Origin of the sequence: Micromonospora sp. AB353, from assembly GCF_049538395.1 — a bacterium.
GTDB lineage: Bacteria > Actinomycetota > Actinomycetes > Mycobacteriales > Micromonosporaceae > Micromonospora > Micromonospora aurantiaca.
In genome coordinates, this window is record NZ_JBMVFV010000022.1 from 42945 (window position 1) to 55913 (window position 12969).

Below are 12969 nucleotides of genomic sequence, written 5' to 3' on the forward strand. Positions count from 1 at the left end.
CGAACCGCGGCCCGCCGAGCGCTACCGTGACTCAGATGAGCAGCACCGAGCCGACGCGTGGTCCCGCCGACCGGATCGACCGGCCGGACCGGCTGACGCCGGATGGGATCGACCGGCCGGACCGGCTGACGCCGGACGAGGTCGCCGAGGTGCTCGCGCTGGCCCGCGCCGCCGGTGACGCCGACGGCGCCGACCCGCTCGACGAGCACGTGCTGCTGCGGCTGCGCGACCCCGAGGCGCCCGCCGTGCACCTCACCGCCCGCACCACCGAGGGCACCCTCGCCGGGTACGCGCACCTCGACACCACCGCCCCGGCCGACGGAGTCGGCGTGGAGATGGTCGTGCACCCCGCGTACCGGCGGCGCGGCTCCGGCCGGGCACTGGCCCGTGCCGTGGTGGCCGCCGCTCCCGGGCCGCTGCGCGCCTGGGCGCACGGCGACCACCCGTCGGCCGCCGCGCTGGCCGTCGACCTGGGCTTCTCCCGGGCGCGGGTGCTCTGGCAGATGCGCCGCCCGCTCACCGCCGAGATGCCGGCGCCGGTCGTACCGGAGGGCGTGACGCTGCGCGCGTTCCGCCCCGGCGAGGACGACGAGGCCTGGCTGGCGGTGAACAACGCCGCCTTCGCCCAGCACCCCGAGCAGGGCAGGTGGACGCTCGACGACCTGCGCGTCCGCATCGCCGAGCCGTGGTTCGACAGGGCCGGGTTCCTGCTCGCCGTCGACTCCGCCACCGGGCGGCTGCTCGGCTTCCACTGGACCAAGGTGCACGAGCGGCAGGGTTCGGCCCGCATCGGCGAGGTGTACGTGCTCGGCGTCGACCCGTCCGCGCACCGGGGCGGGCTGGGCCGGGTGCTCACCGCCGCCGGCCTGACCCACCTCCGCGACGAGCGCGGGCTGGACCGGGTGATGCTCTACGTGGACGAGAGCAACACCGCCGCTGTGGCGCTCTACGAGCGGCTGGGCTTCGCGCACTGGTCCGCACACGTCAACTACCAGCTCGGCTGAGCGTTCGCCGGCCCTGGAAATTCGCCACAAAGGCGATAGCAGGCTGCTAGTTCACGAAATGGACAACCCTTCCTCAGCGTACGGCCACCTCGTCGGCCGAACGTGTTCACCGCGCGTTCACTTGCGTCCGGCGAACCGTCCACCTGGCCCTCCTACCTTTCGTGTCAGCCGGTCAGCGCCGGCCCCCGGCACTCCGGGCGACCTGACCAAAGACGTGAAGGGAAACCCCTCAAGTGAAGCTCCAGCGGCACGGCGCCATCGCCTGTCTCGCTCTTACCGCGGTTATCGGTCTCAGCGCCTGCGGCTCGGACAACAACGAGCCGGCCGGCGCCTCCACCGCCGGTTCCGCCGCCGCGGTGGACTGCGCGACGGGCACGCTGAACGCGCAGGGCTCCTCCGCCCAGAAGAACGCCATGGCCGAGTGGATCAAGGTGTACCAGCAGAAGTGCGCCGGCACCACGATCAACTACGAGCCCAGCGGCTCGGGCGCCGGCATCCAGGCCTTCATCGCCGGCACCGCCGACTTCGCCGGCTCGGACTCCCCCCTCAAGCCGGAGGAGCAGCCGCAGGCCGACGCCAAGTGCACCGGCGGCCAGGCGCTCAACCTGCCGATGGTCATCGGCCCGGTCGCCGTCGTCTACAACGTGGGCGGCGCGGACAACCTCCAGTTCAGCCCGGCCACGCTGGCGAAGATCTTCGCCGGCAAGGTGACCAAGTGGGACGACGCGGCGATCAAGGCCGACAACCCGGACGCCAAGCTGCCGTCGACCGCGATCCAGGCGGTGCACCGCTCCGACGAGTCGGGCACCACCGACAACTTCACCAAGTACCTCTCCAAGACCGCCGAGGCGGACTGGACGCTCGGTAACTCCAAGGCCTGGAAGGCCCCGGGCGGCGTCGGCGCGGCCAAGTCCGACGGTGTGGCCAGCAAGGTCAAGAGCACCGACGGCACCATCAGCTACGTCGAGTGGTCGTACGCCGAGAACTCCGACCTGAAGATGGCGAAGATCAAGAACGGCAACGGCGAGTTCGTCGAGCTGACCGGCGACTCGGCCGGCAAGACCATCGCCGGCGCCAAGTTCGAGGGTCAGGGCAACGACCTGAAGATGTCGATCGACTACAACACCAAGGAGGCCGGGGCGTACCCGATCGTCCTGGCGACCTACGAGATCGTCTGCAGCAAGGGCCTCGCCGCCGACAAGCTGCCGCTGGTCAAGGGCCTGCTCGGCCACGCCGCCAGCGCCGAGGGGCAGAAGGAGCTCGTCGAGCTCGGCTACGCGCCGCTGCCCGAGACCGTCCGCACCAAGGTCGAGGCCGCGGTCAAGAGCCTCTCCTGACGCTCTGACCGACACCTCCTCAACACGAAGCGAGCGAGCAGATGGGTGACACCCCTCACCGCTCGGCCCACGCCGGCACCGGCGGGAACCCCGTGACCACGAGTCACGAGCGACCCGCCGGTGCCTCGGCGCGTGTGGCCGAGCGCCCCGGTAACCCGGGCCGCCCCGACGGTGGCCTCGGCGGCGGCGGTGCCCTCCCCCGGGCCCGCGCCTTCGGCGCGGAACGGGCGTTCCGCGGCCTGACCCTGGCCGCCGGCACCACGGTCCTGGTGGTCATCGCGGCCATCGCGATCTTCCTGGTCGCCAAGGCCGTCCCGGCGCTGCGGGCGAACACCGAGTCGTTCTGGACGTTCGAGGGCTGGTTCCCGAACGACAACCCGCCGCAGTTCGGCATCGGCGCGCTCGCCTTCGGTACGGTCCTGAGCTCGCTGCTGGCGCTGCTCATGGCGGTGCCGGTCGCGCTGGGCATCGCCCTGTACCTGTCGCACTACGCGCCCCGGCGGCTCGGCAACGCCCTGGGCTTCCTGATCGACCTGCTGGCCGCCGTGCCGAGCGTCGTGTTCGGCCTCTGGGGCCGGGACTACTTCGCCCAGCCGGTCGCCGACCTGTCCGCCTGGCTGAACAGGTACTTCGGCTGGATCCCGATCTTCGGCGACGGCCCGTACGGCAACTCGATCCTGCTCGGCTCGGTGGTGCTCGCCATCATGGTGCTGCCGATCGTCACCTCGCTGTCCCGCGAGGTGTTCCGGCAGACCCCGACCGCGAACGAGGAGGCGGCGCTCGCGCTCGGCGCCACCCGCTGGGAGATGATCCGCACCGCGGTCCTCCCGTACGGGCGGCCCGGCGTCATCGCCGCGGTGATGCTCGGCCTGGGCCGGGCGCTCGGCGAGACCATCGCGCTGGCGCTCACGCTCGGCTCCACGTACGCCATCTCGTTCAACATCCTGGCCAGCGGCGGCAACTCGATCGCCGCGAACATCGCCAACCGGTTCGCCGAGGCGAACGACACCGGCCGGGGCGCACTCATCGCCTCCGGCCTGGTGCTGTTCGCGATCACGCTGATCGTCAACATCACCGCCCGGGCGATCATCCACCGGCGGCGCGAGTTCACGGAGTCGGCCGCATGACCACTACCCTCACCCCCCGCCGCCCGCGCCCGCCGGCCCAGCCGGCCACGTTGCGGGCGAGGCGGCTTCCCGCGTACGCCGCTCCGGCCATCGCCGTCGCGGCCCTGCTGCTCGCGGCGGCAGTGGTGTACGGCGCCGGCATCGGCGGCCCGGTCCTGGTCGTGGTGGTCGGCGCGCTGCTCTACCTGGCCGGTCTGTTCGTCGCGGCGAACGCGGTGGAGGGCCGCCGGTCGGCCCGCAACCGCACCTGGAGCGCGCTGATCCACTCCGCGTTCGTGCTGGCGGTGCTGCCGCTGGCCTCGGTGGTCTGGACGCTGGTGAGCAAGGGCTCCGAGCGGCTGGACGCGAACTTCTTCGGCACCTCGATGAACAACATCGGGTCGCGGGACGCCAACGGCGGCGCGTACCACGCGATCGTCGGCACGTTGCAGCAGGTCGGCATCGCCACACTGATCACGGTGCCGCTCGGCGTGCTCTGCGCGATCTACATCGTCGAGTACGGCCGGGGCCGGTTCGCCTTCACCATCCGCTTCTTCGTGGACGTGATGACCGGCATCCCGTCGATCGTCACCGGCCTGTTCGTGCTGGCCTTCTGGGTGCTGATCGTCTCGCCGTGGTTCAACGACGGCCGCCCGGGCTTCTCCGGCTTCGCCGCCGCGCTGGCGCTGAGCGTGCTGATGCTGCCCACTGTGGTCCGCTCCACCGAGGAGATGCTCCGGCTGGTGCCGGCGCCGCTGCGCGAGGGCGCGTACGCCCTGGGCGTACCGAAGTGGAAGACCATCCTGCGGGTCGTGCTGCCGACCGCGCTGCCCGGCATCGTCACCGGCATCATGCTCGCCATCGCGCGGGCCGCCGGTGAGACCGCGCCGGTGCTGCTCGTCGCCGGCGGCGGCGCGGCGATCAACTTCAACCCGTTCGAGAACAACCAGTCGTCGCTGGCTCTCTTCGTCTACCAGCAGGCCGGTGAGGCGTCGAAGTACTCGCCGGCACGGGCGTGGACCGCGGCGCTGACGCTTGTCGCTCTCGTCCTCGTCCTCACCGTGGCGGCGAAGCTGCTGTCCCGCCGCAACCGGCTCGGCCGATGAACCCCGGAGGTACCGCCACCATGGCCAAGCGCATCGAAGCCACGAACGTGACCGCCTACTACGGCGGGTTCAAGGCGATCGAGAACATCAACCTGACCGTCGAGCCGAAGACCGTCACCGCCCTGATCGGGCCGTCCGGCTGCGGCAAGTCCACCTTCCTGCGGTCGATCAACCGGATGCACGAGGTGCTGCCCGGCGCCCGGGTCGAGGGCAGCCTCACCATCGACGACCAGGACATCTACGACCGCGACGTGGACGTCACCGCGGTCCGCCGGATGATCGGCATGGTCTTCCAGCGGCCGAACCCGTTCCCCACCATGAGTATCTTCGAGAACGTGGTGGCCGGCCTGCGGCTCAACGGCGTACGGCGCAAGTCGATCCTGGAGGAGGCCGCCGAGCGGGCGCTCCGCTCGGCGAACCTGTGGGACGAGGTGAAGGACCGCCTCGCCAAGCCGGGCGCGGGCCTGTCCGGCGGTCAGCAGCAGCGGCTCTGCATCGCCCGCACCATCGCTGTCGAGCCGCAGGTGGTGCTGATGGACGAGCCCTGCTCGGCGCTGGACCCGATCTCCACGCTGGCGATCGAGGATCTGATGTTCCAGCTCAAGGACAAGTTCACCATCATCATCGTCACGCACAACATGCAGCAGGCCGCGCGGGTGTCGGACCGGACCGCCTTCTTCTCGATCGAGAAGACCGGCGACGCGGGCCGCCTGATCGAGTACGACAACACCCAGAAGATCTTCAGCAACCCGACCCAGAAGAAGACCGAGGACTACATCACCGGCCGCTTCGGCTGAGGTGTAAGGAGGGGCACCCTATTAACGCCTCCGGTAGAGGAAGGGGCCCCTCTTAACACCACCGGCCGAGGTCAGCTCAGGCGAAAGAGGGGCTCGTCGCCGTCCAGGCCGTCGATGTGGGGCAGGATCGGCGTACCCGGCTCGCGCTCTGCCGCGGCGCGGGCCACGGCGGCGAGGTCGCCCGCGGCGGCGACCTCGGCGAGCGTGACCATGGTCGGCGGCAGCATGGTCAGCTCGCCGGCCTCCGCCCGGGCCAGCGCGTCCGCCGGGCGCAGCCACAGCGTGTGGTCGGCCTCGCCGGAGACGTCCCGGGTCCGCTGCCCCTCGGGCAGCAGGGCGACGAAGAAGTACGTGTCGAAGCGGCGCGGTTCGAACTCCGGGGTGATCCACCGGCTCCACGGCAGCAGCAGGTCGGACCGGAGCGTCAGGCCCCGCCCGGCCAGCAGGTCCGCGAAGCCGACCCGCCGGCCCTCCAGATCCTGCCGGGCCGCCTCCCAGTCGTCGCCGCTCACGTCGCCGACCACGGTGTCCGGGTCCGGCCCGGCGAGCAGCACGCCCGCCTCCTCGAAGACCTCGCGGGCGGCGGCGCACACCACCGCCTGCGCGTCGGACGGGTCGAGCCGGAGCCGCTCCCCCCACACCGCCGGTTCCGGGCCGGCCCACCCGAGGTGCGCCTCCGAGTCGGAGCGGTCCACGCCGCCGCCGGGGAAGGCGTACATGCCGCCGAACGTCATCGCCGCCACCCGGCGGATCATGTAGACCTCGAAGCCGTCGCCGGCCGGGCGGAGCAACAGCACGGTGGCGGCGACCCGGGGTACGGCGGGCACGGCGCCCTCGGCCCGGAACCGGCGGGCGTGCTCCACCAGGGCGGGGGGTGCGGCGAAGCCGTCGATCGTCATGCGCCGAGCCTAGTGCGGTACCGCGCGAAGCTGCCCCGCCACCTGATGGCGTCCTCGCCCGGTTGCGGCAATGCTCCTCCTGTGACGGATCTCGACAACCAGGCGGGCTATTGGAATTCCACGGGTAGCGCGAAGACTTTCGGCCACCCGGTCGCACGTCAGTGGCTGGACGGCGTCGATCGGCGGGCACGCGTGCTCGACTACGGGTGCGGTTACGGTCGGCTGGCAGGGCTGCTCGTGCGGTGGGGCTTCGAGAACGTCGAGGGGGTGGATGTCGCACCCCGTCTCGTCAATCGCGCCATTCAGGAGCAACCCGGCGCGCGGTTCACGGTTCTCACCAGTCCTCCGCACCTCGATCACCCGGATGACAGTGTCGACCTGGTGCTGCTGTTCGCGGTGTTGACGTGCATACCCGGCGACGCCGGGCAGCGGGAACTGGTGACGGAGCTAGGTCGGGTGCTACGGCCGGGCGGGCTTCTCTATGTCAGTGACCTGTGCCTGCAGGAGGATGACCGCAACCGTTCCCGGTATGAACGGTTCGCGGCCAAGTACGGCACCTACGGGATCTTCGAGACCGACGACGGGGCGGTGTGCCGACACCACACCACTGACTGGCTGGACCAGCTGCTCGGCGATTTCGACGTTGTCGCCAGCCGCGACGTCGCAGTGGAGACGATGAACGGCCGTCCGGCCCGGGCGAGCCAGCGGTTGGCAGCCAAGCCGCAGCCCGGAGCGTCCCGGGCCGGGCACCGTGGCGTGGGGGACTCGTCCGGTCGGCGACAGTGCCCGCCGTCGCACGCGGACCCGCGCTCCACGAGCGGGCAGCCCGATCACACTGGGTGATTTTCTTCCCCGGCCGGAGAGGATCCCTCCGCCGCCTTTTGCTCTGCAGCCGAATCCGCAACGGTCACCCTCCGCGAGCGGTGCGCAAAAGGCTGCAGAGCAAAGGGGCCGAGAGGGCATCGACCGATGCCGAGCACAGGATGGGCATATGTCCAATAAGGCCCCTTCCGGGCGCTCGACTCTGACACGTGGGCGACAGCGGCCGCTACGCTCCGCAATATTCACCCTCCGTGTTGCACCGGAGCCTCGAAGTCAGGCGGACGGGCCGTCGGCGCCCGGGCACAGGGCTGCGGCGACCAGCCGCGCCTGGCAGGGTGGTGACCCATGATCGACGACTTCGCGAAGCAGTATCTGCACAACGACCTGCGCCAGATCCGCGAGGCGATGCTGTGGAAGCTCGACGGGCTGTCCGAGTACGACGTGCGCCGTCCCCTGACCGCGTCCGGCACCAACCTGCTCGGCCTGGTCAAGCACCTGTCCTTCGGGGAGGCCCGGTACTTCGGCGAGGTGTTCGGCAGGCCGTTCCCGGAGCCGCTGCCCCGGTGGGACGCCCCGGATCCGGACGGCACCGACATGTGGGCGACCGAGCACGAGACCCGCGAGGAGGTGATCGGCCGCTACCGGCGGGCGGCCGAGCACGCGGACGCGACGATCGACGCCCTCGCCGTCGACGCTCCCGGCCACGTGCCGTGGTGGCCCCGCCCGGACGTCAAGTTGTTCAACATCCTGGTCCACGTGGTGGCCGAGACCAATCGGCACGCGGGGCACGCCGACATCCTGCGCGAGCAGCTCGACGGCTCGACCGGGGCATGGGCCGGGTACGCGCACCTGGAACCCGACCAGCCGACACTGACGGTGCGTCGGGCGATGATCGAGCGGGCCGCCCGGGCCGCCGACACCCACGGCATCGCCTGACGTCCCGACGGGTGGATCACCCTGCCGGCCCCGGAGCGGGAAGGGATAGCGTGCCGGGCATGACGCGTTGGGGAATCCTGGCAACCGGAAACATCGCCGCCCGCTTCGCCGAGGATCTGCGGCTGGTGCCGGACGCCGAACTGGTCGCGGTCGGCTCGCGTACCCGGGAGAGCGCCGAACTGTTCGCGCGCCGGCACGACGTGCCGCGGGCGTACGCCTCGTGGGCGGAACTGGCCGCGGACCCGGACCTGGACGCGATCTACGTGGCCACCCCGCACGCCGCGCACCACGAGGCGGCGCTCGCCTGCCTGGCCGGCGGCAAGGCCGTGCTCGTGGAGAAGCCGTGCACGCTGGACCTGCCGACCACCACCGACCTGGTGGAGACGGCGCGCGCCCGGGGCCTGTTCCTCATGGAGGCCATGTGGATGCGGACGAACCCGCTGATCCTGCGCGTGCTGGAGCTGATCCGGGACGGCGCGATCGGTGAGGTGACGCACGTGCGGGCGGACTTCGGGGTGGCCGGGCCGTTCCCGCCGGAGCACCGGATGCGGGCCCGCACGCTCGGCGGCGGCGCGCTGCTCGACCTCGGCGTGTACCCGCTGAGCCTGGCCCACCTGGTGCTCGGCGTGCCGCAGCACGTGCAGGCGTGGGCGAAGCTGACCCCGGAGGCGGTGGACGAGAACACCGGCATGGTGCTCGGCTGGGACTCCGGCGCGGTGGCGACGCTCAGCTGCGGCATGGTCGGGGCGACAGCGATCTCCGCGTCGATCACCGGTACGACCGGCCGGATCGACCTGCCCGAGCTGTTCTTCCGGCCCGCGCACGTGGTGCTGCACCGGGCCGGCGCCGAGGCGGAGACGATCCCGGCGGACCTGACCGGCGGCGGCTACCAGTACGAGGCGATCGAGGTGCAGCGCTGCCTGGCGGCCGGGCTGACCGAGAGCCCGCTGGTGCCGCACGCCGCCACCCTCGAGGTGATGGGCCTGATCGACGACATCAAGGCCCGGATCGGCGTCTCCTACGCGTGAAGGGTTCCCCGCCACGGCGGGGAACCCTTCGACGTCGTCGCGCGAAGCGCGGAGTGGGGCTCAGAACAAGGGCCGGACCAGCAGGTACGCGAGGCAGGCGATCGCGGCGGCGGCCGGGAACGTGATGATCCAGGCGATCACGATGTTGCCGGCCACGTTCCAGCGCACCGCGGAGAGCCGTTTCGTCGCGCCCACACCCATGATCGCCGAGGTGATCGTGTGCGTGGTGGAGATCGGCGCCTTCAGCACCAGCGCGTTGAAGTAGAGCACCGCGCTGGCCACGGTCTCGGCCGCGAAGCCCTCCGCCGGGCCGAGGTCGATGATCTTCCGGCCGAGCGTCCGGATGATCCGCCAGCCGCCCGCGTACGTGCCGGCCGCCAGCATGGCCGCGGAGGTCCAGAACACCCAGCCCGGGATGTGCGTCTTGCTCTCCTGGAAGCCGCCGGTGTAGAGCGCGAGCACGATGATGCCCATGGTCTTGGCGGCGTCCTGCATGCCGTGGCCGACCGACATGGCGGCGGCGGACGCGGTCTGCGCCCACCGGAAGCCCCGGCTGAGCTTGCCGGGCTGGCCCTTCCGGAACAGCCACATGATCGCCAGCATCATCAGGAAGCCGAGGATCAGGCCGACCACCGGCGAGAGCACCATCGGGACGAGGACCTTCTCGATGATGGTGCCCCACTGGACGATGCCGTCGGCGGCGAACAGGGTGGCGCCGACCAGGCCGCCGAAGAGGGCGTGCGAGGACGAGGACGGCAGGCCGAAGTACCAGGTGATCAGGTTCCAGATGATCGCGCCGAGCACGCCGGCGAAGACCACGCCGAGGCTCTCCACCCCGGTCGGCAGCGTCACCAGGCCGTCGCCGACCGTCTTGGCCACCCCGGCGCCGAAGTGCGCGCCGACGAAGTTGCCGACGGCGGCCAGCGCGAGCGCGATCCGGGGGGTCAGCGCCCGGGTCGAGATGCTGGTGGCGATGGCGTTGGCCGCGTCATGGAAGCCGTTCGTGTAGTCGAACGCCATGGCGACCGCGATCACCGCCAGCACGGCGATGAGTTCGGGACTCACTGGATCAGGACTCCTTGACCGCGATGGTCTCGACGGTGTTGGCGACGTGCTCGAAGGCGTCGCAGGCGGCCTCCAGCTCGTCGGCCACCTCCTTCATCTTCAGCACCGTGAGCGCGTCGTACTCACCGGAGAAGAGGCGTACCAGCAGCATCCGGTACGCCTGGTCGCCGTCGTTCTCGAGCCGGTTGCACTCGATCCAGTAGTCCTCGAGATCCTTCATCGACTTCAGCCGCGGCATCGCCTCGGCGGTGAGCTTGGCCTGCAGGTCGAGCACGTTGACCAGCTCGTGCAGCTCGCGCGGGAGCGACGGGAGCTTGGTCAGGCCGTACAGGTAGAGCAGGTTGCCGACCGCCTCCAGGTGGTCCATCACGTCGTCGAGCAGCGAGCCCAGCCGGTAGATGTCCTCCCGGTCGAACGGCGTGATGAACGTGGAGTTGATCTTCTTGTACAGCTCGTGCGTGATCTGGTCGCTGTCGTGCTCGATGTCGGTCAGCCGCTCGCTGATCGACTGCACGTCGGCACCGGGCAGACCCAGCTCGTTGAGCAGTTCGGTCCCCTTCACCAGGTTCTGCGCGGCCCTGGTGAAGAGCTCGTAGAAGGCGCCCTCGGTGGGACGGAAGGAAAACTTCACAGCACGGACCTCGTCGTGTCGGTGGAAGGGTGGCCGTCGCCCCCCGGGCGTCTGCTCTGCGCATGCTAGGGACCGCGCCGAACCCACTTTCGATCGGCCCACCCCTGGTCAGGCCCGATTCACCGCTCGTTCACCTTCCGTTCACCTGATCACCCGCCGAGTTGGTTCCGTAACCGGTCACGCTCCCGTTCGACGTCGAAATCGGCAGGCGGATACCCCAGATCCAACCCGTCGAACGTCTCCCGCAGCAGGTGGGCGACCGCCCAGTCGCGGTACCACTTGCGGTCCGCCGGCACCACGAACCAGGGCGCCGCGTCCGTGCCGCAACGCTCCAGAGCTTCGGCGTACGCGTCCTGGTAGTCGCCCCAGCGTGCCCGGGTGTCCAGGTCGCTGGCGTTGAACTTCCAGAACTTCGTCGGGTCGGTGAGCCGCTCCATCAGCCGCTCCCCCTGCTCGGCGTACGAGATGTGCAGCATGACCTTCACCACTGTGACCGCCTGCTCGGTCAGCTCCCGCTCGAAGTCGTTGATGATCGCGTACCGGGACCGCCAGGTCGCCTCGTCGACCAGCCCCTCGGCCCGGGCGATGAGCACGTCCTCGTAGTGGGAGCGGTTGAACACGCCCACGTACCCGGGCGGCGGCAGCGCCCGGCGTACCCGCCACAGGAAGTCGTGCCGCGACTCCTCCTCGGTCGGCGGCCCGAACGAGCGGATGTGCAGCCCGAGCGGGTTCATCGCGCCCGCCACCCGCTTCACAGTGCCGTCCTTGCCGCCGCAGTCCATCGCCTGGAGAACCAGCAGCACCCGGCGCGGCCGGTCGCCGTCCAGCCCGGCGTCCGCCTGCGCCGGAGCGCTGGTGGCGCCGCCCGGTCCGGCGGCGCCCTGCGCCGAGGCGTACAGCATCTCCTGCTGCCGCCCGAGTTCCGCGCCGATCAGCTCGACCTGGGCCCGCGCCCACTCCTTGCGCGCCGGCCCGCGCCCGGCCGCCACCGGCAGCCCCGGTGTCGACCGGGGATCGACAGCCGCCAGATCGACAGTCCCCGGCCCCACTCGAAGCAGTTCCCGCATAGGCCCGCCGACGGGCCGCACCACCTCACTCATCCCCCGATCCTCACCCCCGGAGCCGCTCCCCGCCCGCCTCGTCCCGCCGATCTTGCGGTTGCAGTCCCGGGCACGCCCGGAAAGCACCGTTTGCCGGGCGGTAAGCGCAAGATCAACCAGGGTGGGTCGGGTGCCCGCGAGGGTGGCGGGTGCCGTGGCGAGGGTGAGGCGGGAGAATGAGGGGGTGGACGAGCTTGCGGGGGAGTTCGAGGCGGAACGAGGGCGTCTCCTGGCTGTGGCGCAGCGGATGCTGGGTAGCCGCAGCGAGGCCGAGGACGCGGTGCAGGAGACCTGGCTGCGCTTCTCCGGCGCGCTGAGCGACCCCGAGGAGCGCGCCCGCGTACGCGATCTGCGCGGCTGGCTCATCACCACCTGCTCCCGGATCTGCCTGGACGTGCTCCGCTCCGCCCGGGTGCGCCGGGAGGCGTACCCCGGTCAGTGGCTCCCCGAGCCGATGGTGACAGCGGTGCCGGCGGCGGACGGGTTCGCGCCCGACCCGGCCGAGCGGGCGGTACGGGCCGACCAGCTCGGCACCGCGCTGCTGGTCGTGCTGGAACGGCTGACGCCGGAGCAGCGGGTGGCGTTCGTGCTGCACGACGTGTTCGCGGTGCCGTTCGCCGACGTGGCGGACGTGCTCGCGGTGACGCCGGAGGCGGCCCGTCAGCTGGCGTCGCGGGCCCGGCGGGCGGTGCACGCGCCGGATGCGCCCCGGCACAGCGCCGACCTCGCCGAGCAGCGGCGGGTGCTCGACGCGTTCGCGGCGGCGGTGGAGTCCGGTGAGCTGGAGCAACTGGTCCGCGTACTCGCCCCGGACGTGGTGTCGATCGGCGACGCCGGCGGTCACTTCCCGGCCGGAACCCGGGCGGTGGTCGGCACCGACTCGGTCGGCCGCCTGCTCCTCGGTCTGTACGGCCAGGCCCGGCAGCGGGGTGGCCTGCGGGGCCGGCCGGTGCTGGTGGACGGCACGCTGGGGTGGCAGTCGGAGTTCCTCCACCGGGACGGGCGGACCATCCGCATGGTCACCTCGTTCGCGGTCCACGAGGGGCGGATCACCGGCGTGTTCAACCAGCTCAACCCGGCCAAGGTCGGCGAGCTGCCGCCGCTGGGGCCGGACGCCGTCTGGCCGCCGCGCTGGTGA

The 12969-nt window shown here is 71.2% G+C and carries 13 protein-coding genes; 9 read left to right on the forward strand and 4 right to left on the reverse strand.

Translation table 11 applies throughout. The annotated features are described in order from the left end of the window. Nucleotides 1–35: 35 nt before the first annotated feature. The 5 genes from mshD to pstB all read left to right on the forward strand — a co-directional run bounded on the left by mshD (nucleotide 36) and on the right by pstB (nucleotide 5350). Nucleotides 36–1004 (forward strand): mycothiol synthase, encoded by a 969-nt coding sequence (mshD, locus tag ACPCK6_RS12600; protein WP_423481186.1) that lies wholly within the window; start codon nucleotides 36–38, stop codon nucleotides 1002–1004. 233 nt (nucleotides 1005–1237) lie between these two features. After that, nucleotides 1238–2341, forward strand: a complete 1104-nt coding sequence (pstS, locus tag ACPCK6_RS12605; RefSeq protein ID WP_396880975.1) for a phosphate ABC transporter substrate-binding protein PstS — start codon at nucleotides 1238–1240, stop codon at nucleotides 2339–2341. A 41-nt stretch (nucleotides 2342–2382) separates the two neighbouring features. Continuing rightward, on the forward strand, nucleotides 2383–3468 hold the full coding sequence (gene pstC / locus ACPCK6_RS12610) for a phosphate ABC transporter permease subunit PstC (protein ID WP_396880974.1): 1086 nt from the start codon (nucleotides 2383–2385) through the stop codon (nucleotides 3466–3468). Then, nucleotides 3465–4553 carry a phosphate ABC transporter permease PstA gene (gene pstA, locus ACPCK6_RS12615; RefSeq protein WP_396880973.1) on the forward strand — a complete coding sequence of 363 codons (1089 nt, stop codon included), beginning with the start codon at nucleotides 3465–3467 and terminating at the stop codon, nucleotides 4551–4553. The genes pstC and pstA overlap by 4 nt, the downstream gene beginning before the upstream one ends. Nucleotides 4554–4573: 20 nt before the next feature. Then, nucleotides 4574–5350 (forward strand): phosphate ABC transporter ATP-binding protein PstB, encoded by a 777-nt coding sequence (gene pstB, locus ACPCK6_RS12620; RefSeq protein ID WP_423481187.1) that lies wholly within the window; start codon nucleotides 4574–4576, stop codon nucleotides 5348–5350. A gap of 71 nt (nucleotides 5351–5421) precedes the next feature. Here pstB and ACPCK6_RS12625 read toward each other — a convergent pair whose 3' ends face one another. Continuing rightward, entirely contained in the window at nucleotides 5422–6249 is an 828-nt protein-coding gene (locus tag ACPCK6_RS12625) for an NUDIX hydrolase (RefSeq protein ID WP_423481188.1), read from the reverse strand. Between the two features lie 81 nt (nucleotides 6250–6330). Here ACPCK6_RS12625 and ACPCK6_RS12630 point away from each other — a divergent pair, with 81 nt between their 5' ends. The 3 genes from ACPCK6_RS12630 (at nucleotide 6331) to ACPCK6_RS12640 (ending at nucleotide 9035) form a co-directional block, all read left to right on the forward strand. Beyond that, nucleotides 6331–7092, forward strand: coding sequence for a class I SAM-dependent methyltransferase (locus tag ACPCK6_RS12630; protein ID WP_423481189.1), 762 nt, complete (start codon nucleotides 6331–6333; stop codon nucleotides 7090–7092). 324 nt (nucleotides 7093–7416) lie between these two features. Then, complete coding sequence (locus ACPCK6_RS12635; RefSeq protein WP_423481190.1) at nucleotides 7417–8007, forward strand: DinB family protein; 591 nt, start codon at nucleotides 7417–7419, stop codon at nucleotides 8005–8007. 59 nt (nucleotides 8008–8066) lie between these two features. Next, entirely contained in the window at nucleotides 8067–9035 is a 969-nt protein-coding gene (locus ACPCK6_RS12640; protein WP_396880970.1) for a Gfo/Idh/MocA family protein, read from the forward strand. 60 nt (nucleotides 9036–9095) lie between these two features. Here the strand turns inward: ACPCK6_RS12640 and ACPCK6_RS12645 are convergent, their stop codons facing one another. From ACPCK6_RS12645 to ACPCK6_RS12655, 3 genes are all read right to left on the reverse strand, one after another. Next, nucleotides 9096–10100, reverse strand: coding sequence for an inorganic phosphate transporter (locus ACPCK6_RS12645; protein ID WP_194801845.1), 1005 nt, complete (start codon nucleotides 10098–10100; stop codon nucleotides 9096–9098). Between the two features lie 4 nt (nucleotides 10101–10104). Then, nucleotides 10105–10731, reverse strand: coding sequence for a DUF47 domain-containing protein (locus ACPCK6_RS12650; protein ID WP_013288834.1), 627 nt, complete (start codon nucleotides 10729–10731; stop codon nucleotides 10105–10107). Nucleotides 10732–10880: 149 nt separating this feature from the next. Then, the gene (locus tag ACPCK6_RS12655) at nucleotides 10881–11831 is read right to left on the reverse strand and encodes a PPK2 family polyphosphate kinase (protein WP_423481191.1); all 951 of its coding nucleotides are present in this window, start codon (nucleotides 11829–11831) and stop codon (nucleotides 10881–10883) included. 184 nt (nucleotides 11832–12015) lie between these two features. On the opposite strand from ACPCK6_RS12655, the gene sigJ reads away from it, so the two are divergent. Then, the gene (gene sigJ / locus ACPCK6_RS12660; protein ID WP_423481192.1) at nucleotides 12016–12969 is read left to right on the forward strand and encodes an RNA polymerase sigma factor SigJ; all 954 of its coding nucleotides are present in this window, start codon (nucleotides 12016–12018) and stop codon (nucleotides 12967–12969) included.

Coding starts and splice junctions, on each gene's coding strand:
- pstB (WP_423481187.1), top strand. CDS start 4,574: ATGGCCAAGCGCATCGAAGCCACGAACGTGACCGCCTACTACGGCGGG.
- ACPCK6_RS12640 (WP_396880970.1), top strand. CDS start 8,067: ATGACGCGTTGGGGAATCCTGGCAACCGGAAACATCGCCGCCCGCTTC.
- mshD (WP_423481186.1), top strand. CDS start 36: ATGAGCAGCACCGAGCCGACGCGTGGTCCCGCCGACCGGATCGACCGG.
- ACPCK6_RS12635 (WP_423481190.1), top strand. CDS start 7,417: ATGATCGACGACTTCGCGAAGCAGTATCTGCACAACGACCTGCGCCAG.
- pstA (WP_396880973.1), top strand. CDS start 3,465: ATGACCACTACCCTCACCCCCCGCCGCCCGCGCCCGCCGGCCCAGCCG.
- ACPCK6_RS12625 (WP_423481188.1), bottom strand. CDS start 6,249: ATGACGATCGACGGCTTCGCCGCACCCCCCGCCCTGGTGGAGCACGCC.
- pstC (WP_396880974.1), top strand. CDS start 2,383: ATGGGTGACACCCCTCACCGCTCGGCCCACGCCGGCACCGGCGGGAAC.
- ACPCK6_RS12655 (WP_423481191.1), bottom strand. CDS start 11,831: ATGAGTGAGGTGGTGCGGCCCGTCGGCGGGCCTATGCGGGAACTGCTT.